15 protein-coding genes are annotated in these 20,005 nt (G+C 70.4%); 8 read left to right on the top strand and 7 right to left on the bottom strand.

Translation table 11 applies throughout. The features are described 5' to 3' along the window. Nucleotides 1-124: 124 nt before the first annotated feature. Nucleotides 125-2,104: an acetoacetate--CoA ligase gene (locus ACVCAG_RS15770; protein WP_440084091.1), complete on the top strand. Its 1,980-nt coding sequence runs from the start codon at nt 125-127 to the stop codon at nt 2,102-2,104. A 34-nt stretch (nt 2,105-2,138) separates the two neighbouring features. Here the strand turns inward: ACVCAG_RS15770 and ACVCAG_RS15765 are convergent, their stop codons facing one another. The 5 genes from ACVCAG_RS15765 to ACVCAG_RS15745 form a co-directional block, all read right to left on the bottom strand. Continuing rightward, entirely contained in the window at nt 2,139-3,638 is a 1,500-nt protein-coding gene (locus tag ACVCAG_RS15765) for an FAD-binding protein (protein ID WP_440084090.1), read from the bottom strand. Between the two features lie 102 nt (nt 3,639-3,740). Further along, nucleotides 3,741-5,198, bottom strand: coding sequence for an NADH-ubiquinone oxidoreductase-F iron-sulfur binding region domain-containing protein (locus ACVCAG_RS15760; protein WP_440084089.1), 1,458 nt, complete (start codon nt 5,196-5,198; stop codon nt 3,741-3,743). Continuing rightward, on the bottom strand, nt 5,195-6,016 hold the full coding sequence (locus tag ACVCAG_RS15755) for a hypothetical protein (RefSeq protein WP_440084088.1): 822 nt from the start codon (nt 6,014-6,016) through the stop codon (nt 5,195-5,197). The genes ACVCAG_RS15760 and ACVCAG_RS15755 overlap by 4 nt, the downstream gene beginning before the upstream one ends. A gap of 140 nt (nt 6,017-6,156) precedes the next feature. Beyond that, nucleotides 6,157-7,590 (bottom strand): DUF1996 domain-containing protein, encoded by a 1,434-nt coding sequence (locus ACVCAG_RS15750; protein ID WP_440084208.1) that lies wholly within the window; start codon nt 7,588-7,590, stop codon nt 6,157-6,159. Between the two features lie 5 nt (nt 7,591-7,595). Further along, a complete protein-coding gene (locus ACVCAG_RS15745; RefSeq protein ID WP_440084087.1) occupies nt 7,596-8,264 on the bottom strand; it encodes a DUF4142 domain-containing protein in 669 nt (222 codons plus the stop codon). Nucleotides 8,265-8,570: 306 nt separating this feature from the next. On the opposite strand from ACVCAG_RS15745, the gene ACVCAG_RS15740 reads away from it, so the two are divergent. From ACVCAG_RS15740 to ACVCAG_RS15730, 3 genes are all read left to right on the top strand, one after another. Beyond that, entirely contained in the window at nt 8,571-9,110 is a 540-nt protein-coding gene (locus tag ACVCAG_RS15740) for a sigma-70 family RNA polymerase sigma factor (protein WP_329090583.1), read from the top strand. Next, nucleotides 9,110-9,313, top strand: coding sequence for a zf-HC2 domain-containing protein (locus tag ACVCAG_RS15735; protein ID WP_440084086.1), 204 nt, complete (start codon nt 9,110-9,112; stop codon nt 9,311-9,313). Before ACVCAG_RS15740 ends, ACVCAG_RS15735 begins: the two co-directional genes overlap by 1 nt. Before the next feature lie 548 nt (nt 9,314-9,861). Continuing rightward, nucleotides 9,862-14,742 carry an NAD-glutamate dehydrogenase domain-containing protein gene (locus ACVCAG_RS15730; protein ID WP_440084085.1) on the top strand — a complete coding sequence of 1,627 codons (4,881 nt, stop codon included), beginning with the start codon at nt 9,862-9,864 and terminating at the stop codon, nt 14,740-14,742. Between the two features lie 129 nt (nt 14,743-14,871). Here the strand turns inward: ACVCAG_RS15730 and ACVCAG_RS15725 are convergent, their stop codons facing one another. Then, nucleotides 14,872-15,942, bottom strand: a complete 1,071-nt coding sequence (locus ACVCAG_RS15725) for a hypothetical protein (protein WP_440084084.1) — start codon at nt 15,940-15,942, stop codon at nt 14,872-14,874. Nucleotides 15,943-16,045: 103 nt separating this feature from the next. Here ACVCAG_RS15725 and prfB point away from each other — a divergent pair, with 103 nt between their 5' ends. After that, nucleotides 16,046-17,164 (top strand): peptide chain release factor 2, encoded by a 1,119-nt coding sequence (prfB, locus tag ACVCAG_RS15720; protein ID WP_362837605.1) that lies wholly within the window; start codon nt 16,046-16,048, stop codon nt 17,162-17,164. Nucleotides 17,165-17,356: 192 nt separating this feature from the next. On the opposite strand, the gene ACVCAG_RS15715 is transcribed toward prfB, so the two are convergent. After that, nucleotides 17,357-17,548, bottom strand: a complete 192-nt coding sequence (locus ACVCAG_RS15715) for a hypothetical protein (protein WP_440084083.1) — start codon at nt 17,546-17,548, stop codon at nt 17,357-17,359. Between the two features lie 236 nt (nt 17,549-17,784). Between ACVCAG_RS15715 and ftsE the strand changes: the two genes are divergently transcribed. From ftsE to smpB, 3 genes are all read left to right on the top strand, one after another. After that, nucleotides 17,785-18,474: a cell division ATP-binding protein FtsE gene (gene ftsE, locus ACVCAG_RS15710; protein ID WP_012888192.1), complete on the top strand. Its 690-nt coding sequence runs from the start codon at nt 17,785-17,787 to the stop codon at nt 18,472-18,474. A 31-nt stretch (nt 18,475-18,505) separates the two neighbouring features. Next, on the top strand, nt 18,506-19,414 hold the full coding sequence (ftsX, locus tag ACVCAG_RS15705) for a permease-like cell division protein FtsX (protein ID WP_440084082.1): 909 nt from the start codon (nt 18,506-18,508) through the stop codon (nt 19,412-19,414). 121 nt (nt 19,415-19,535) lie between these two features. Next, nucleotides 19,536-20,003, top strand: coding sequence for an SsrA-binding protein SmpB (gene smpB, locus ACVCAG_RS15700; protein ID WP_362679364.1), 468 nt, complete (start codon nt 19,536-19,538; stop codon nt 20,001-20,003). The last annotated feature ends 2 nt before the right edge of the window (nt 20,004-20,005 follow it).

The following is a 20,005-nucleotide window of genomic DNA, read 5'->3' as shown; positions in this document are numbered from 1 at the left end:
GTCCGTGGCCGACCGCCGCCGGTTCCCGGCGAGGAGCGCGTACGTGGCCGTCCCACACGGGGCGGCCGGAGGGTGTGTGGCCACGGGGGATGACATTCGGGTGGGGCGCCGAGAGGATGGGGCCATGGTTGAGGAAGGTGCGCCGCTCTGGGAGCCGTCCCCGGAGATCGTGAGGAACGCCAAGGTCACCCGTTACGCGGAGTGGCTGGGCCGGGCCGGTGACTACGAGTCCCTGTGGCAGTGGTCGGTCGACGCCCCGGAGGAGTTCTGGACGTCGATCTGGGACTACTTCGAGGTGGTGGGAGAGCGCGGTGACGGGCCCGTCATGTCGGGGGAGATGCCCGGCACCGAGTGGTTCGCCGGGTCGATGCTGAACTACGCGGCCAACGCGCTGCGCCGGGCCGCCGCCGACCCCGGGCGGATCGCGGTGGTCTCCCGCGACGAGACGGGCGGGCGCGGGACGCTCACCCTGGGAGAGCTGGCCGAGGAGGTGGCGCGGGTCCGCACCGGGCTGGCCGCGCTGGGCGTCGGGCGGGGTGACCGGGTCGCGGCCTACGTGCCGAACGTCCCCGAGGCGCTGATCGCCTTCCTGGCGACCGCGTCCCTGGGGGCCATCTGGTCCTCCTGCTCGCCCGACTTCGGCGCGCCCAGCGTGATCGACCGTTTCACCCAGATCGAGCCGAAGGTGCTCGTCGCGGTCGACGGCTACGGCTACAACGGCAGGCGCTTCGACCGCAGCGAGGTCGTCCAGGACATCGCCGCCAAGCTGCCGACCCTGGTGGCGCGGGTCCGCATCCCGGCCCAGGCCGCGCCCGGCGCGGCGGACGCCCCGGAGCCTCGGGACGCGGCCGTGACCGGGGACGGAGTCCGTACGGTGAGCTGGGCGGAGGTGCGCGCCGTCGCGGGACCGCTCGCCTTCGAACCGGTACCGTTCGGGCACCCGCTCTGGATCGTCTACTCCTCGGGCACCACCGGGCTGCCCAAGCCGATCGTGCACGGTCACGGCGGCGTGGTGCTGGAGCACCTCAAGGCGCTCTCCTTCCACCAGGACCTGGGCGAGGACGACGTCTTCTTCTGGTACACCACCACCGGCTGGATGATGTGGAACTACCTCGTCGGCGGCCTGCTGGTCGGCTCGACGGTGGTGCTCCACGACGGGGCGGCGACCTACCCGGAGACCGGCGCGCTCTGGCGGCTGGCCGCCGAGGAGGGGGTCACCTACTTCGGCACGGGGGCTTCGTACGTGATCGCGTCCATGAAGGCCGGCCTCGAGCCGTCCGGCCTCGACCGGCTGCGGGGGCTCGGGTCCACCGGCTCGCCGCTGCCGCCCGAGGGGTTCGCCTGGGTGCACGAGGCGCTGCCGGAGGTCCAGCTCGGCTCGTTCTCCGGCGGCACCGACGTGTGCACCGGTTTCGTGGGCGCCGTACCGCTGCTCCCGGTCCGGGCGGGGGTGATCCCGTGCCGCTGCCTGGGCGCGAGGGTCGAGTCCTTCGACCCGTCGGGCGCGCCGGTGGTCGGCGAGGTGGGCGAGCTGGTGCTGACCCTGCCGATGCCGTCGATGCCGGTGATGTTCTGGAACGACCCCGACGGCTCCCGCTACCGGGACAGCTACTTCTCCGAGTATCCCGGCGTCTGGCGGCACGGCGACTGGATCAAGATCCTTCCCGACGGCGGCTGCGTGATCTACGGCCGCTCCGACTCGACCCTGAACCGGGGCGGTGTCCGGATGGGCACCAGCGAGTTCTACCGCGTGGTGGAGCGCTTCGAGGAGATCACCGACAGCCTGGTGATCGACACCGGCCAGCTCGGGCAGGAGGGTCGCCTGCTGCTGTACGTCACCATGGCCGAGGGGGCGACCCTGGACGACGACCTCGTCGCGCGCCTGCGCCGGGAGCTGCGGGAAGGTCTCTCCCCGCGCCACGTGCCGAACGAGATCATCGAGGTCCCCGGCATCCCCCGCACCCTCAGCGGCAAGAAGCTGGAGGTCCCCGTCCGCAAGATCCTCCTCGGGGTCGCTCCGGAGAAGGCCGCCAACCTCGACGCCATGGCCAACCCCGAGGTCCTCTCCCACTTCGCCCCGGGAGCCGACGTCACGCGGCACTGACCTCTCCGGCCCCGGCGGCCCGTGGCCGCCGGGGTCAGATCCCCTGGGGGAGGCGGAACAGGCGGCCGGGGTCGCGGGCGGCCTTGATCTGGGCGAGCCTGGTGGCGTTGCCCCCGTAGTAGGCCGCGCGCCAGCCGCCGAGCTCCGGGTCGACGTAGTTGACGTACGCGTGGTCGCCGAAGTGGGGCCGCATCGCCGCGTGCGCGGTCCTGGCCCAGCCGGCCGCTCCGGAGCGGTGGGCGTAGTACTGCACGCTGTAGAGGGCGGCCCGGTGCGGGAAGGCCGTGGCGTCGGGGCGGACCCTGGCGACGGCGCCGCCGAGGGCGTCCAGCAGCACGGTGTGCTCGCCGGGCCGGGCGACCTGGGCGACCAGGGCCCTGGCCCCGGCCTCGGAGAGCGGGCGGTAGGCCATGTGCGACTTGGCCTTGAAGGTGTCCCTGGACAACCGCCCGCCCCGGGTCTGCCCCGGCGGGGAGCCGCCCAGGTGGCACTGGGTGACCGAGAGCGAGCCGCAGCCCGCCATGGTCAGCATGGCCTGGCGGTAGGAGGTCTGCCGGACGGAGCTCGACGACGGCGACCCGGCCGCGTCGGCCAGCCGGTCGAGCAGCCGCTCGCAACCGGCCCTGCCGCCGAGGTAGAGCCCGACGACCTCCACGTCCGTCCCGCCGTCGCGGCTCAGGTGCATGCCCGACCACATGGCGTCGGGAGCCGAGGGCCCCCACGCCTGCCAGGCGCGCAGCGCCCTGACCGCCCTCGACCACGGCCAGTGCAGGAAGAACACCGTGACCTCGCGGGTGGGGTGGGTGCGGAACCCGAAGGAGACCGCGACGCCGAGGTTGCCCCCGCCGCCGCCCCGCGAGGCCCAGTACAGGTCGGCGTTGTGGTTCGCGTCGCAGGTCAGCAGCCGCCCGTCGGCCGTGACGATCTGGACCGACTCCATCACGTCGCAGGTCAGGCCGTACTTCCTGGAGACCACGCCGATCCCGCCGCCCAGCGCCAGCCCGCTCACCCCGACCGTGGCGCAGGTCCCGGCGGGGATGCTGACCCCGCTCGTGGCCAGCCTGTCGTAGACGTCGATCAGCTTGGCGCCCGCCCCGACGGTCGCCCGCCCCGAGGCGTGGCTCACCTTGCTCATCCGGGAGACGTCCAGGACCAGGCCGGTCCCGGTGGACCAGCCCGCGTAGGAGTGGCCGCCGGACCGTACGGCCAGCGGCAGCTTCAGCCGGCGCGCGAAGGCGACGCACTCGGCGACGTCGGAGGGGTTGGCGCAGTAGGCCACCCCCGAGGGCCGGACCGCGTCGAAGGCGGGGTTGAACAGCTTCCTGGCGCCGTCGTACGCGGCGTCGCCCGGCCGGACGAGCCTGCCCTCCAGCCCGCCGGCCAGGGCCCGCCAGTCGGCGGGCCGTGGCGCGCTCGCGGCGCCCCGGCCGGTCGTGCCGGCGGCGCCCAGGGCGGGTATGCCCTGAGCGCCCAGTGCGAGGGCGGCCAGGCCGCCGGTCCGAAGGAATGCCCGCCTGTCCGGAGGGGTCCGCATGTCGTTACTCCCCGAGGTTCGGTGTCACCCTTCCCGATAGGACGACCGCACCGCCCTTCCGGTTGGTCACATTCGCGTCACTCCTGAGGTGATGGAAGCGGCTCATGCCCCCTGCGCCACGCGCAGCGCGAGGGCCGGGCACATCTCGACGGCCCTGCGGGCCATCCGCCGGAACTGGGCGGGTACGGTGTCGCGGCCGAACACCGGGTAGCCGTGCTCGTCGAGGTGGACGAGGTCGGGGGCGAGCTGGGCGCACAGGCCGTGGCCCTGGCAGCGGGTCCAGTCCACGGTGAGCTTCACCTCGGGCTCGTTCTCCTGCGGGGGCAGGGGGAGCACGCCGAGCACCGGGCGCCCGCAGCTGCCGCGCAGCAGGTGTTCCTCGATGTCCTCGGGGAAGGCGTCCAGCGCCGACAGCACGAACCTGGACGTTCCGTCGGGGTGGAAGCACGCGCCCCTGCCCTTGACGCTCGCCGCCCTGCTCCGCAGCTCGTCCAGGGCGGAGGCCGACCCGTTCACGAGCTCGGCCATCGACTGCGCGACGTCCGGGAGTCCGAGACGGCAGGGACCGCACTGCCCCGACGACTGGGCGGCCAGGTACTTCGCGACCCTGACCGTCTCGCCCAGCGGGCAGGTCTCCCCGCCGAGAGGCACGATGATCCCGGCGCCGAGCTGGCCGCCCGCCTCCGCGATGCCCTGGCGGGAGACGGTCGCCACGGCCGCCGCGTCCGCGTGCAGCCACGCGCCGTGGTAGCCACCGACCAGCACCCCGTCGCCGGTGGAGGCCTGGCAGGCGTCCAGGACGGCGTACAGCGGGGTGCCGGTCGCGACCTCGACCACGGCCGGGGCCTTGGCGGAGCCTCCCACCGTGAGCAGGACCGTCCCCGGCTCGCGCGCCGTGCCGACGTCGGCGTACCGCTCCGCGCCCAGGGTCGCGAGGACCGCGAGCTGGGCGTACGTCTCGGCGTTGGACAGCAGGGTGGGCAGCCCGTTCACGCCGCTCTCCACGGCCCTGACCTTGCGGCCCGGCGGCTCCCCGACCTGGCCGTTCACCGAACGGACCAGCGCGCCGCCCTCACCGGAGATGAACCTCTCGACGATGCCGACCACCCGGACCTGGCCGCTGATGCCCCGCTCCTCCACCGCGGCGGCCACGGACGCCTGGCCCATGCCGCCCTCGACGGTCGCGATCACGACCTGCTTGGCGCCGATCGCGCCCGCCGCGAGCAGCGCGCCCTCGATGACGAGGTGGGGGGTCCTGGTGAGCAGCATCGTGTCCTTGCTGCTCGCGGGCTCGCCCTCGGCCGCGTTGACCAGAACGATCTTGTCCGCCTTCTTGTCCATCACCGCGCGGACCTTGCGGGCGAAGGGGAACGCGGCCCCGCCCCGCCCGCGCATGTCCACCTCGTCGGCGAGCGCGGCCAGCTCCTCGCCGGACATGCCCGGCGCCGTGCCGTGCATGTCGCGGTGTTCCGCGAGGTCCATCCTGCGGCAGTCCTCGAGCCCGGCGGTCAGCCGGGCGGGTCCTAACTGGCGGACGGGGGGAACGCGGTAGGGAATCATCCGACATCTCCGATACGACGAAGCTCCGGCGGGTCCTCACGGACGATGCGCGGGATGCGGCCGACGATGCTCGTGGGCGGGGTCAGCTCCACGGCGACGGGCACCTCCACGGGCACCTCCTCGCGCACGACGATCGGCTGGGGCTGCAGCTCGGAGATCACCCTGATCAGCAGGGCGGCTCCCACCGCGACCAGGCAGACCACGTAACTCCAGGTCACCCACTCCGCGGGTGCGCGGCCCGCGGTCAGCCCGTGCAGGACCGCCATCGGCCACGCCAGGTAGGCGGAGCCGTGCAGCATGCGCCAGAGCCACGGCCTGCGGTTCTCCGCGAACCTGGCCCGGGCGACCCCGGTGAGGAAGACAAGGATCATCAGGTCGGAGGCGATGGCGCCGAAGCCGACGTACAGGCTCTGGCCGCTCGCGCCCAGCGGGACCACGACGGACGCGAGAGAGGTCCTGCTTTCGACGATCTTCATGATGACGTGGATGGAGAGGAAGCCCATGCCGAGCATGGCGGCGGCCCGGTGGGCGAGCTGCGACCGGATCCTGCCCAGGACCGGCAGCACGATCCGGTCGGCGGAGAGCAGGCCGAGTGCCACGGTCGCGGTGAGCGAAACGAGGGCGATCACGCCCGAGAAGAACGAGAAGACGCCACGGACGGCGGCTGCCACCTCCATGCCGGGCGCTGTCCGCCCGAGCATGAGGAGGCCGACCACGGAGATCGTGATCGTGACACCGAGGCCGATCCTGGCGGGCCTCTGGTCGAGACTTATCCCGGCCTCCGACCGGGTGTGTCTCGGAGTCCGTCTGTTACCCACCTATGGCTCCTGTCTGCGAAGCGGCTCGGACGTCCGCGTCCGAGGGTGATGGACTCTGATATCGCGAGATGCCGCCCCCCGTCTCCGCGGGGTGTGGAAGAGGCGCGGAGACGGGGGGCGGCGGTCCCGAAGGGAAGCCGTCAGCAGCGACGGTTCCTGTTGATGCAGTCGACCGCGAACCTCATGAGCCGGTCGGGCATCAGGTTGGCGAAGTCGGCGTGGTCGGTGACGGGGTTGTGCCGTTGCTCGGGGAAGGCGTCCAGCGCGAAGGACGGCGTACGCGGCGTGGCGTAGACCAAGGTCATCCGCAGCTGCGGGACGGCCCTGGTGCCGGACGGGCAGGCGCCGTTCGCGTCGGGGAACAGCACGTGCGTGCGGTGGTTGGCGCTGTCGGTGTTCTGGCCGTCCCAGCAGCTGGGGAAGTCCAGGATCCGGACGAGCTGGCTGCCGCGCGGGCAGAGCGGGTACTTGGTGGTGATCCGGTTGGTGAAGCCGGTGCAGCTCCACTTGGCGAGGGCGTTCGCGCCGCCGTTGGTGGCGGCCTTGGCGTCACCGGTGATCATCCTGATGAAGCGCGGCATCGGGCTCACCCTGGAGACCGGGTTCCCGCGGAACTGCAGGCTCACCTGGCGCGCCTGCATGATGGTGCCGACGTTGCCGTCCGGGTCGTCGGCGTTGGCGTCGCTCGTACGGTCGCGAAGGACCGGCCAGAAGTAGGTCGAGCGGTCGTTGAGCGCGCACGTGGTGCCCGCGGCGGCCAGGGACTGGTCCGTGGAGAACCCGTCGGTCGACAGGTTGCCGACGTAGTCGTGGACGTGGTGGGCGCCGTTGGTCACGCCGGGGGCCACGATGAAGTTGTCGGAGTTGCGGTGGCCGTTCCTGTTCGTGCCGCACCGTGAGGTGAAGAGGCCGGCGGAGCCGCTGCGCCGCGGCCGGATCTCCTGGACGTTCCGCGGGACCTGCCGGATGTCGATGAAGTCCTCGGGGAACGGCCCGAGGTCGGCGCACTCGGCCTCCTCGTCGTCCTGCGGGGGAGCGGGGGTCTCACTGGGAGCCGGCGTCTCCGCGGGCGGGTCGTTCGGCGGGGCGTCGGTCGGCGGTGCCTGGGTGGGGCTCTGCGAGGGCGCCTGGGTGGGCCTGCGACGGGCGTTGCCGTCGTCGGCGTTCTCCTGCTCCGGGGCCTGCTGCTGGTCGGCCGACTCCTCGGGGGCGGGCGGCTCCGTGGGAGACGTCTGGATGAGGCTTCCGCCCGCGAGGGGCGCGTCGGCGGGCTGGTCCTGCGCGGGCTGGTCCTGGGCCGGCTGGTCCTGAGGGGTCTGGTCCTGCGCGGGAGCGTCCTGCGCGGGGGGCGCCTGGTCCTGGTTCTGCTGGTCCTGGTTCTGGTCCTGCTGGTTGTTCTGGTCCTGTGCGGGCTGGTCCTGCTGGCTGCGCTGGTTCTGCTGGTTCTGGCCCTGCTCGGCGGGGTCGCAGTGGTCACCGTAGGCGGGGGCCGTGACCGCCACGGTGAACGTGACGGTGGTGAGCGTGCTGGCGGCCAGCGCCAGCGCCGACAGGGAGACGAGCGAGCGTTTCATGATTTTCAAGCGTTTTCTCTCCTCACAGGTGTGTCGAGAGCGGAGACGGGCGGCGCCGGGGAGGGCATCGGAGGCTCGGGCAGGTCCGAGTAGTCGACCAGCCCCGTGCTCTCCAGCAGGGTCATGTGCTTCATGACCACCTCGACCGCCCGCTGGGCGAATGTCCTGACCAGGTCGTTTCGGGTGCCGGATCGTACGCCGGCGACCACCCCGAAGACCTTTCCGTGGGCCGCCCGCAGCAGCTGGGCGAACAGGAGGTCGTACTCGGCGCCCGGTTTCACCGCCGCCAGCTGCGCCATCCAGCCCTGCTGGTCGGCGTTGGGCTGGTCGGGCAGCGGCACGTTCAGCTTCGCCGCGAGGGCGCGAACCTCCTCGTCGAGCTTGAGGTGGTCGGTCATCAGGTGCATGCCGACCTCCTTCACCCGCTTGCTCGCGGCCTTCTGCTGGGCCTGCTGACCGCTGGGAATCTCCCAGAGACCGGCCAGCCGGACCTTGACCAGCAGGTCGCGGTCGGCCGCGCCCAGCGGCCCCTGCGGGGTCTGGACCCAGCCCTGCGCGGCCGCCCCGCCGCCGGGTGGGGTGATCAGGACGACCGCCACGGCGGCGATCGCGATGAAGGCTCCGAACAGCAGGGGTTCGCCGTTCTTGAAGCGGCGGAACAGTGATCTGAACATGGCCCGGTTCCGCTCTCAGAGACTGGCCGCTACCAGGGCCTTCTCGGCGCCCGGCGTGGTGTCGAACGTGCCGCCCGGCCCGTGGGGGGCCGGGTGCGTGAGGAGGAGGACAGCTCCGACCGGCCACGGAATGTGCCGCACTGCCATGTCGTTTCCTTTCCCCGAGGCCCGCCGGTGCGGGCGCACTTGGTGGGAGGTACGCGGTGCCGCCCGGGGTGGTTCAGAAGAAGTGATGAGATAGTTAGAAATGACTGGAGTTGCCAGAGTTGCAGACGGGACTCATAACGAAGGTGTAAAGATGTGCCCGTGCGTCAACTCGACAGTCGGTTCGAGAGCGCGGACACCGATGTCCTCTTGGTAGAAGATCTGTATCGGGAGTTCGGTGTACCCCTGCTCCGCCATGTGCGTAAGGCCACCGGTAACGATCTGCAATGGGCGGAGGACGTCGTCCAGGAGACGCTCGTCCGAGCCTGGCGCAATGCAGGAAGGTTGCAACGAGAGCCCGGCCTTCTGTGGGCCTGGCTCCTGACCGTCGCCCGGCGTATCGTCATCGACGGTCGTCGCAGGCGAGGGACTAGACCACAGGAGGTCGAGCCCGCCGACGCGAACGCCGTGCCCGTTCCCGACGGGGCCGATCGCGCGCTGGAGGCGATGATCGTCGCCGAGGCGTTGCGAGAACTGTCCCCAGAACACCGCGAAGTCATCGAGCAGACTTACCTACGGGACCGTACGATTAACGAAGCGGCGGAAATCCTCGGGATACCGCCGGGTACGGTCAAGTCCCGGCTCTACTACGGGATCCGGGCTCTCCGAAAGGTCCTGAAGGAGAGAGGTGTCGCGAGCTGATGGTCTCCTCCCCGCATCATGACGTGGCGGCGTACGCGCTCGGGGTTCTCGACGAAGAGGACCACGAGGTGTTCCAACGTCACCTCATGACGTGCGAGGAGTGCCAGGTCGAGCTCCGGGAACTCAGTGAGGTTCCCGGACTCCTCGATGGGGTCAAACGGGACCGCTCCAATGCTTTGGACGACGACCGGATGCCACATTGACGTTTGGCCGGTTTTGGGGTGATATCAGAAGCGGTGGTGTGTCCCGGTCAACGAGGATCGGGACAGGCGGCCACTGGAGGTGTCGTGCCACGGGCCATGCCCGATGGGCGGAGTGCGGGCCGACCGGCCCCGCCCGCCGGGCGAGGCGCCCGGAGCGAGGTCGGACTCGCCCGGCGGCGCCGTAGCCGTTCCGAGGCGACCCTGTGGGATGATTGCCCTACCGCCACCTCGCAGGGAGAACCCGCCGTCTCCGACCAGGAGCCCTTCCGTTCCCCGCCGACAGCGGCGAGAGACCGTGGCTCCCATGACGAGCCGTGGCGCCTGGCCGAGATCCCGATCATCCGTGACGAGACGTCCGCCCCGCGGCGGGCGTCCCGGGCCCGGATCTTCCAGGAGCGGAGCCGGTGGCCGGGCGGGGGCACCGCATCCCGGCGGGCGCGCGCGACATCACTTCCGCTCCGCTGGGCAACATTTCTCCGGGAATCATGACTTTCGCCATGGATTCCCGTCCAACCATGCACAACCCCTCACAAAGGAGTGAGAGCGACATGCCGCTCGACGAGGCCAAGGACGAGCTGCTGAGGAGCGCCGCGGAGACGTACGCGCGCACACCGGGCGGCGATCACGTGAGCGTGGAGGAGGCGCTCGCCTTCCTGCGGCTCTACTACCGGCATGTCGCCCCGGAGGACCTGCTCGGCCGGGACCTGACGGACGTGTACGGCCCGGCGATGGCCCAGCGGCGGCTCGCCGAGAGGCGTCCCCAGGGCCGCGCCCTGGTGCGGGCCTACACCCCCACCACGGAGGAGCACGGCTGGGATCCCGGGTTCTCCGTCGTGGAGATCGTCACCGACGACATGCCCTTCCTCGTCGACTCGGTGACGATGGAGCTCGACCGGCACGACATCGGCACCCACCTGGTCGTCCACCCGCAGATGCGGGTGCGCAGGGACATGACGGGCAAGCTGCTCGGGGCCGGCGAGGAGGACGTCACCGGGCAGGTGCTGGCCGAGTCCTGGATGCACTTCGAGATCGACAGGCAGGCCGGCGAGGCCGTGCTCAAGGCGATCGAGACCGACCTGCAGCGCGTCCTGGAGGACGTGCGCGGCGCCGTCGAGGACTTCGTCAAGATGCGGGCCCTCGCCCTGCGGACCGCCGAGGACGTCTCGGCCAACCCGCCGCCCCTCGATCCCGCCGGGGTGGAGGACAGCCTGGAGCTGCTGCGCTGGCTGGCCGACGGGCACTTCACCTTCCTCGGCTACCGCGAGTACCGCCTGGAGGAGGGCGAGCAGGGCGACAGGCTGCACCCGATGCCCGGGACCGGGCTGGGCATCCTCCGCAACGACAGCGCCGACTCCGGCAGCTTCGCCGCGCTCCCCCCGGAACTGCGCGCCAAGGCCCGTGAGAAGCAGCAGATGCTGATCATCACCAAGGCCAACACCCGGGCCACCGTCCACCGCCCCGCCTACCTCGACTACGTGGGCGTCAAGCTCTTCGACGCCTCGGGCGAGGTCGTGGGCGAGCGGCGTTTCCTCGGCCTCTTCACCCACGTCGCCTACAGCGAGTCGATCTCTCGCGTCCCGGTGCTCAGGCGGAAGCTGGCCGAGGTGATGGCGCTCGCCGGGCTGACCGCCGACAGCCACGACGGCGGGGACCTCATCGAGATCCTGGAGACCTTCCCCCGCGACGAGCTCTTCCAGACCTCCGTGGACCAGCTGCTGCCGATCGCCCTCGGCGTGCTCAGGCTCCGCGAGCGCAAGCAGGTGAAGCTCTTCCTGCGCCCGGACGACTACGGCCGCTACGTCTCGTGCCTGATCTACCTCCCGCGCGACCGCTACACCACCAAGATCCGCATCAAGATGCAGGAGATCCTGCTCAAGGCGCTCGGCGGCACCTCCTTCGACTACAGCGCGATGATCGGCGAGTCGGCCCTCGCCAGGCTGCACGTGGTGGTGCGCGGCGAGCGCGGCAGGCCGCTGCGCGCCGACACGGTGAACGTCGAGGAGCTGGAGGCGAGGCTGGCCGCCGCCACCAGGTCCTGGGAGGACGACCTGGCCTCCGCGATCACCGAGCTGAGCCCCGAGGACGAGGCGCCCAAGCTCATCCGCCGCTACGCCACGGCGTTCCCCGAGGGCTACAAGGCCGACTTCCCCGCCCGGATGGCGGTCGCCGACCTGCGCCGCCTGGAGGTGCTGGCCTCCTCCACCGACGAGATCGGGATGAACCTCTACGAGCCGTACGACGCCTCGGAGGGCGAGCGCCGCTTCAAGCTCTACCGCCTCGGCGCGCCCGTCTCCCTGTCGCGCGTGCTTCCGCTGCTCCAGCGGATGGGCGTGGAGGTGGTCGACGAGCGGCCGTACGAGATCGACCGCGACAACGACCCGGCGACCAAGGACGCCTGGATCTACGACTTCGGCCTGCGCTACACGCCCTCGCCCGAGGTCGACAGGGACGAGTTCAAGCGGCTCTTCCAGGACGCGTTCGGCGCCCTGTGGGCCGGGCGGGTGGAGAGCGACGGGTTCAACGGGCTCGTCCTGGCCGCCGGGCTGACCTGGGAGCAGGCCGAGATCCTGCGCGTCTACGCCAGGTATCTGCGCCAGGCGGGCACCACGTTCAGCCAGGAGTACATCGAGCGGGTGCTGATGGGCAACGTGCGGCTCGCCCGGCTGCTGGTGCGCCTGTTCGAGGCCAGGCTCAACCCCCGGCGTTCGGCCGAGGTCCGCTCCGACCTGTCCGACGCGCTGCACGAGGAGATCCTCGCCGCCCTGGACGACGTGGCCTCGCTGGACGAGGACCGGATCCTGCGGGCCTACCTGGAGATGATCCGCGCCACCCTGCGGACCAACTACTTCCAGCGGGTCGACGGCGAGCGCAAGCCGTACGTCAGCCTGAAGCTCGACTCGCCGTCGATCAGCGTGCTGCCGCTGCCCCGGCCCAGGTTCGAGGTGTTCGTCTACTCGCCCCGGGTCGAGGGCGTGCACCTGCGCTTCGGCAAGGTCGCGCGGGGCGGGCTGCGCTGGTCGGACCGGATGGAGGACTTCCGTACGGAGGTGCTCGGCCTGGTGAAGGCGCAGATGGTGAAAAATACCGTCATTGTTCCCACTGGCTCCAAGGGCGGCTTTGTCGTAAAAAATCCGCCAAAGTCGGGGTCGCGGGAGGACACCCTGGTCGAGGGCATCGCCTGCTACCGGATGTTCATCTCCGGCCTGCTCGACCTCACCGACAACCTCGTCGACGGCGAGGTGGTCCCGCCCGCCGACGTCGTCAGGAACGACGGTGACGACACCTACCTGGTGGTCGCCGCCGACAAGGGCACCGCGACGTTCTCCGACATCGCCAACGCGGTGGCCAAGGAGTACGGCTTCTGGCTGGGCGACGCCTTCGCCTCCGGCGGCTCGATCGGCTACGACCACAAGGCCATGGGCATCACCGCCAGGGGCGCCTGGGAGTCGGTCAAGTACCACTTCCGCACGACCGGCGTCGACATCCAGAGCACCGACTTCACCGTGGTCGGAGTCGGCGACATGTCCGGTGACGTCTTCGGCAACGGCATGCTGCTCTCCCAGCACATCCGGCTGGTCGCGGCGTTCGACCACCGGCACATCTTCGTCGACCCCCAGCCGGACGTCGCCAGGAGCTACGCCGAGCGCGCCAGGCTGTTCGCGCTGCCCCGCAGCTCCTGGGAGGACTACGACGCCTCGCTCATCTCGAAGGGAGGCGGCGTCTGGCCCCGTACGGCCAAGTCGGTCCCCGTCTCCGCGCAGACGCGCGCCGCGCTCGGCATCGACGGCGACGTGACGTCGCTGGCTCCCAACGACCTGATCAGCGCCATCCTGCGGGCCCCGGTCGACCTGCTGTGGAACGGCGGCATCGGCACCTACGTCAGGGCGTCGAGCGAGTCCAACGCCGACGTCGGCGACAAGGCCAACGACGCCCTGAGGGTCACCGCCGCCGAGCTGCGCTGCAAGGTGATCGGCGAGGGCGGCAACCTGGGCTTCACCCAGCTCGCCCGGATAGAGTTCGCGCTCAACGGCGGCCTGGTCAACACCGACTTCATCGACAACTCCGCCGGGGTGGACACCTCCGACCACGAGGTCAACATCAAGATCCTGCTGGACCGGGCCGTCCGCGACGGGGAGCTCACCGACAAGCAGCGCAACCAGCTCTTCCTCGACATGACCGACGAGGTGGCCGGGCTGGTCCTGCGCGACAACTACGACCAGAACGTGGTGCTGGCCGCCGCCCGCGAGCAGGCTCCCGAGATGCTGCACATCCACTCGCGCCAGCTGCGCAGGCTGGAGCGGGCAGGGCTGCTCAACCGGCAGCTGGAGTTCCTGCCGTCGGACAAGATGCTCGCGGAGCGGCGCCAGGCACGGCTCGGGCTGACCGCACCGGAGTTCTCGGTGCTGCTCGCCTACACCAAGCTGGTGGCCGACGCCGAGATCCTCGCCTCCGACCTGCCCGACGACCCCTACCTGGAGTCCTGGCTGGTGTCCTACTTCCCGTCGGCGCTGCGCGACCCCGGGCTCCGCGCCTACATGGGCACCCACCCGCTCCGCAAGGAGATCATCACCACCGGCGTGGTGAACGACCTGGTCAACTCCAGCGGGACCACCTTCATGTTCCGCCTCGGCGAGGAGAGCGGCGCGTCCACCCCGGACATCGCCCGCGCCTACCTGGTCACGCGGGAGGTCTTCGACATGCCCAGCCTCTGGCGCCAGATCGAGGAACTGGACAACAAGGTCGACACCTCCACCCAGATCGCGATGGAGCTGGAGGCCCGCAAGCTCGTCGAGCGGGGCACCCGCTGGCTGCTGGGCAACCGGCGCCCGCCGCTCGACCTGGCCTCCACCGTCGGCTTCTTCGCCAAGGGCATGAACGGCCTGCTGCCGCACCTGCCCAAGCTGCTGACCGGGTCCGACCTGTCGGCGTTCGAGGAACGGCGCGACGCCTTCGTCTCCCGGGGCGTCCCGTCCGAGCTGGCCGAGCGCGTCGCCGCCATGGTGCCCGCCTACTCCACGTTCGACCTGGTCGAGGTTGCCTGGCGCACCGGCCGTCCCGTGCACGACGTCGCCGAGGTCTACTTCGACCTCGCCGACCGGCTCCAGCTCTCCAGGCTGCGCGAGCGCGTCGTCGCGCTGCCCAGGGACAGCCGCTGGAACTCCATGGCGCGGGCCGCGCTCCGCGACGACCTCTACGCCGCGCACGCCGCGCTCACCCACAACGTCCTGACGCACAGCACGCCCGGGCTGTCGCCCGAGGAGCGCCTGGCGCGCTGGACCGAGGCCAACTCGGCGGCGGTCTCGCGGGCGCGGCAGACCCTGTCGGAGATCTGGGAGAGCGACAACTTCGACCTCGCGACGCTGTCGGTGGCGCTGCGCGCGATCCGCACGCTGGTGGCCACCATCAACCTCCCGCACGCCGACGCCTGACCCGCCCGACGTCCTGCCGGGTCCCTCATCGGGGCCCGGCCGCGCGGCACGTCCCCGGCGGGTCCGGCCGCGGGAGGGGCAGGGAGGGACGGTCACGCGGGCCCGGTCGGGTGAGCCCGGTCGCGCGGGCTATGCCACGGTGACCTTGGTGAGGCCGCCGAGATAGCCGATGACCTTGGCCGGACGGCCGCTGCCCTTGGCCGGGACCGTGCTCACGTACAGCTGCGTCTCCACCGTGCGCAGCTCCTTGGGGATGAACCGCTCCTTCGTCAGCTTCCTGGCCTCGGGCGGGATCTGGATGTCCGACCCGCACGGCGTGATCTTGATCGTCCGCGTCGTCGTCCTGATCAGGGAGTAGAGGACGAGCGCGCCGCCGTCGGCGGTGCGCAGCGCGTGCACCGGGTAGTCGCTCGCGGCGAAGATCGAGTCGTAGCTCAGGCAGTCGTCCGCCTTCCCGTCCGCCCGCCTCCTCGTGATCTCGTCGGCGAAGCCGGTGGTGTGCGGGCCCGCCTCGATGAGCCCCGCCGCGAACCCCCGCTCGCCCTCCTCGGCCGAGGTCGCGTGCAGCGGGGCCATCAGCCGCGGGCTGATGGCCAGTGTCGCGTCCTCCTCGCCCAGCGCCGTCGTGTAGCCCTCCGCGTCCGTGGCGACCACCGGGGGCCGGACGCCCTCGTCGAGCAGCGAGGTCGAGCTGACCCGCCAGTCCTCCCCGTCATGCCGCATCAGGGTCAGCACGGCGGTGCGGACCCGGCCCGAGGGCTCCTCGCGGTCCACGACCGCGGCGAACCAGAGCGGGCCCCGCTGGTTGCGCGGGACCAGCAGCCGGGGGGTGCCCCACGTGTAGTGGGGGAGGGCCTCGGCGGAGCCGTTGAAGGCCGCCGCGGTGAGGGCCTCCTGCCCGTCGCGGGTCTGCTCCTGCATGAGCCTGCGGTCGGCGTCCAGGTGCGGCACCGCCGCTCCCAGCACCCCGTCGGCGCCCACGACGCCCGCCAGGGCCTTCGCCGCCTCGGCGAGCGTGACCGGGGGCGGCGGGGGGACGGGCGCGGCGGAGGTGGCCGGCGTGACACCGCCGCCGGTCGGGGAGCTCCGCTCCGGCGGGGCGTCGCCGGAACCGGAGCACGCCGTGGTCGCGGCGGTCACGGTGATCAACACCAGCGCGAGTGCGAGCGCACCCCGTCGCCCGTGTTCGCGCACGTCCACCTCCCGATGCTCCCCGATGCTCCCCCGATGCGGGCCATGCTAGCCATGGTGGGGGAGCGCGCCGTACACGATGGGGTTCGGAGGTCGCGTACCCTTTACAGACGTGGCACTCATCGATCCGGCAGAACAGATCAACGAGCTTACCGGGACGCTGAACAGCATCCAGGACGTGCTCGACCTCGGCGCGATGCGCAAGCAGATCGAGGAGCTGGAGGATCAGGCCGCCGCGCCCGACCTGTGGAACGACCAGGATCGCGCCCAGAAGGTCACCAGCAGGCTCTCCTACCTCCAGGGCGAGGTCAACAGGATCGAGTCGCTGGGGCAGCGGCTGGACGACCTCTCCGTCCTGTACGAGCTGGCCGCCGACGAGGAGGACGACGACACGCGGGAGGAGGCCGACCGCGAGCTGGAGTCCCTGAAGAGCGACATCGGCGCCCTGGAGGTCCGCACCCTCCTGTCCGGCGAGTACGACGCCCGCGAGGCGGTCGTCACGATCCAGTCCCAGGCGGGTGGCGTGGACGCCGCCGACTGGGCCCAGATGCTCCAGCGGATGTACCTGCGGTGGGCCGAGCGCAAGGGCTACCCGACCGACGTCTACGAGACCTCCTACGCGGAGGAGGCCGGGATCAAGTCGACGACCTTCACGGTCAAGGCTCCCTACGCCTACGGCACGCTCCGCGGCGAGCACGGCACCCACCGCCTGGTCCGCATCAGCCCGTTCGACAACCAGGGGCGCCGCCAGACCTCCTTCGCGGGCGTCGACGTGGTGCCGGTCGTGGAGACGACCGACCACATCGACATCAACGAGGACGACCTGCGCGTCGACGTCTACCGCTCCTCGGGCCCCGGCGGCCAGGGCGTCAACACGACCGACTCCGCGGTCCGCCTGACCCACCTGCCCACCGGCATCGTGGTCTCCTGCCAGAACGAGCGCTCGCAGCTGCAGAACAAGGCGACCGCGATGGCGGTCCTGCAGGCCAAGCTGCTGGAGCGCAAGCGCCAGGAGGAGAAGGCGGCGCTGAACGAGATCCGGGGCGAGTCGACCACGTCGTGGGGCACCCAGATCCGTAACTACGTGCTCCACCCGTACCAGATCGTCAAGGACCTGCGGACGGGCGCCGAGGAGGGCAATCCGAGCGGGGTGCTCGACGGCGACCTGGACAGCTTCATCGAGGCCGAGATCCGCTGGACCCGCCGCCAGGAGTCGGGCGCCGACGAGTAGGGCGTCCCCGCTCCCGGTCCCCGGGAGCGGAACGCGCGACGCCGGGGGCCGGCGAGGAGAGCGAGGAGAACCGTCCTCTCCCGCCGCCTTCGTCTCGTCCCCGGGCCTGTCGAGGAGATCGCTCACGGGCGCCCCTGAGCGCCTGTGACGCGATCTCCGCCCGCGAAGCCCGGGGAGCCCCCGGAAGGGCGGTCAGGTGCCGCTGAGGTGCTTCAGGGCCAGGGTGAGGAAGAAGAGCGCGATCAGCACCAGCGACAGGAGCGCGGGGGTCATGCCTCCGAAGCCGTTCTGGTGCATCCGGTCGCGGTACGCGCGGCAGCGGGGGCAGCGGCCTTCGGCCACGGGGTGAGCGCACCCCGCGCAGACCAGGTCTTCACAGCTCATGACGTCCTCCCTCTTCGAGGTCAGAACTACTTTATGCGGTCGTTACCGGGCGCCGAATCGTTTTGTTTCCGTTATGGGCTTTCCATGCCAGTCTTCCCCCTAGACTGGGCTCCGGCCAACCGGAACGTCGATCGAGAGTAAAAGACCGGCGCCCCCCGGCCGGCGAGAGGCGGAAGTGGCCCTCTGCCACTCCTGCGACCGTCCTAACCCCTAGACTGGCATGCCGTGATGCGCCCGTGATCCATTTTGATAATGTCACCAAGGTCTACGCGAACCAGAACCGGCCCGCGCTGGACCACGTCAGCGTCGACGTCGACAAGGGCGAGTTCGTGTTCCTCGTCGGCCCCTCGGGGTCCGGGAAGTCGACCTTTCTCCGGCTGGTCCTGAAGGAGGAGCGCCCCAACTCGGGTGCGATCCACGTGGCCGGCAAGGACCTCGCCCGACTGTCCAACTTCAAGATCCCGCACCTGCGCCGCCGGATCGGATGTGTCTTCCAGGACTTCCGGCTGCTCCCGAACAAGAACGTGTACGAAAACGTCGCGTTCGCTCTGGAGGTCATCGGCAAGCCCCGGCGTTTCATCCGTAAGGTGGTCCCGGAGGTCGTCGAACTGGTCGGCCTCGAGGGCAAGGCACATCGGATGCCCGACGAGTTGTCCGGTGGCGAGCAGCAGCGGGTCGCGATGGCCCGGGCGTTCGTCAACCGGCCGATGATCCTGCTGGCCGACGAGCCGACCGGAAACATCGACCCCGCGACGAGCATCGGCATCATGAAGGTGCTCGACCGGATCAACCGGACCGGCACCACGGTCGTCATGGCCACGCACGACGCGGCCATCGTCGACTCCATGCGCAAGCGGGTGGTGGAACTGGAGGACGGAAAGATCGTCCGTGACCAGTCGCGAGGCGTGTACGGCCAGGCGTACTGACACCAGGACCGGATAGAGCGACAGGAAGAGCATGCGGGCAAACTTCATCTTCTCCGAGGTCTGGATCGGCCTCCGCCGCAACCTCACGATGACCATCGCGGTCATCGTGACCGTGGCGATCGGCATGGCGTTGCTGGGCGTCGGTCTGATGATCAACTCCCAGATCAACAGCATGAAGGACTTCTGGGCGGACAAGGTCGAGGTCTCGGTCTTCCTGTGCAAGAAGAACGACCCCTTCCCGCAGTGCAAGGGCAGCGGCGGCGTGAACGCCCAGGAGCAGGCCGAGCTGAAGTCGACCATCGAGGGCATGTCCCAGGTCGAGGCGGTCACCGTGGAGAACGCGACCGAGGCCTACAAGAACTTCCGGGACCAGAACGCCAACAACACCGTGCTGCTCTCGGCCATCCAGGTCGAGGACATGCCCGAGTCTCTGCGGGTCAAGCTCAAGGACCCCGAGGCGTACGGGCCGGTGATCGAGGCGGTCAAGGGCGCCCCGGGGGTCTCCAACGTGGTCAACCAGAAGGAGCTCCTGGAGAAGTTCTTCGGGCTGCTGGAGAAGCTCCGCTGGGCCGCCCTGGTGGTGGCGATCATCCTGGTCTTCGCGGCCACGCTCCTGATCGGCAACACCGTCCGGCTCTCGGCGTACAACCGCAGGCGGGAGACCGGCATCATGCGGCTGGTGGGTGCCTCCAACCTCTACATCCAGCTCCCGTTCGTGATGGAGGGCGTCATCGCCGGTCTGATCGGCGGTGTGCTGGCCGCGATGCTGCTGATCGTCAGCAAGGTCTTCCTCTTCGACGGGGTGCAGCTCTACCTCTCTCCCAACAGCCAGCTGTCCTGGGAGACGGTCGCCTCGGTGATCAGTGTCACCATGGTCTTCGGCGTGCTCATCTGTGTGCTGGCCTCCTTCGTCACCCTCCGCCGCTACCTGCGTGTGTGACGACCCCGTGGCCCCGTCCGCTGTGACCGTCCCGCGAGCGTGGCGCTTCCGCGCGCCGATCCAGGTCCCGCCCGCGCTCGCGGGCGCGGCTCGCGGTTCCGGTCACCGGTAGGCTCCAGGCATGCCACGTGAGACCGGGCGTAAGGTGATCGCCCAGAACAAGCGTGCCTGGCACGACTACCACATCGAGGACACCTACGAGGCTGGTCTCGTGCTCCAGGGCACGGAGGTCAAGTCGCTGCGGCTCGGCCGTGCCTCCCTCCTCGACGGGTACGCCGTCATCAAGGACGGCGAGGCCTGGCTGATCAACGTCCACATCCCCGAGTACACCATGGGGACCTGGACCAACCACGCCGCGCGCCGAACCCGCAAGCTCCTGCTTCACCGCAAGGAGATCGACAAGCTGGTCTCCAAGACCAAGGAGGGCGGCCTGACCCTGGTGCCGCTCGCCATCTACTTCAAGGACGGCAAGGCCAAGATAGAGATCGGCCTCGCCAAGGGAAAGAAAGACTGGGACAAGCGGCAGACGCTGGCCGAGAACCAGGCCAAGCGGGAGATGGCGCGCGCGCTCAGGCACAGGAACAGGTGATC

Source organism: Streptosporangium sp. G12, assembly GCF_052983175.1.
This window is presented reverse-complemented; position numbering and strand designations above follow the sequence as displayed.

Coding starts and splice junctions, on each gene's coding strand:
- ACVCAG_RS15770 (WP_440084091.1), top strand. CDS start 125: ATGGTTGAGGAAGGTGCGCCGCTCTGGGAGCCGTCCCCGGAGATCGTG.
- ACVCAG_RS15765 (WP_440084090.1), bottom strand. CDS start 3,638: ATGCGGACCCCTCCGGACAGGCGGGCATTCCTTCGGACCGGCGGCCTG.
- ACVCAG_RS15760 (WP_440084089.1), bottom strand. CDS start 5,198: ATGATTCCCTACCGCGTTCCCCCCGTCCGCCAGTTAGGACCCGCCCGG.
- ACVCAG_RS15750 (WP_440084208.1), bottom strand. CDS start 7,590: ATGAAACGCTCGCTCGTCTCCCTGTCGGCGCTGGCGCTGGCCGCCAGC.
- ACVCAG_RS15745 (WP_440084087.1), bottom strand. CDS start 8,264: ATGTTCAGATCACTGTTCCGCCGCTTCAAGAACGGCGAACCCCTGCTG.
- ACVCAG_RS15735 (WP_440084086.1), top strand. CDS start 9,110: ATGGTCTCCTCCCCGCATCATGACGTGGCGGCGTACGCGCTCGGGGTT.
- ACVCAG_RS15730 (WP_440084085.1), top strand. CDS start 9,862: ATGCCGCTCGACGAGGCCAAGGACGAGCTGCTGAGGAGCGCCGCGGAG.
- ACVCAG_RS15715 (WP_440084083.1), bottom strand. CDS start 17,548: ATGAGCTGTGAAGACCTGGTCTGCGCGGGGTGCGCTCACCCCGTGGCC.
- ftsX (WP_440084082.1), top strand. CDS start 18,506: ATGCGGGCAAACTTCATCTTCTCCGAGGTCTGGATCGGCCTCCGCCGC.
- smpB (WP_362679364.1), top strand. CDS start 19,536: ATGCCACGTGAGACCGGGCGTAAGGTGATCGCCCAGAACAAGCGTGCC.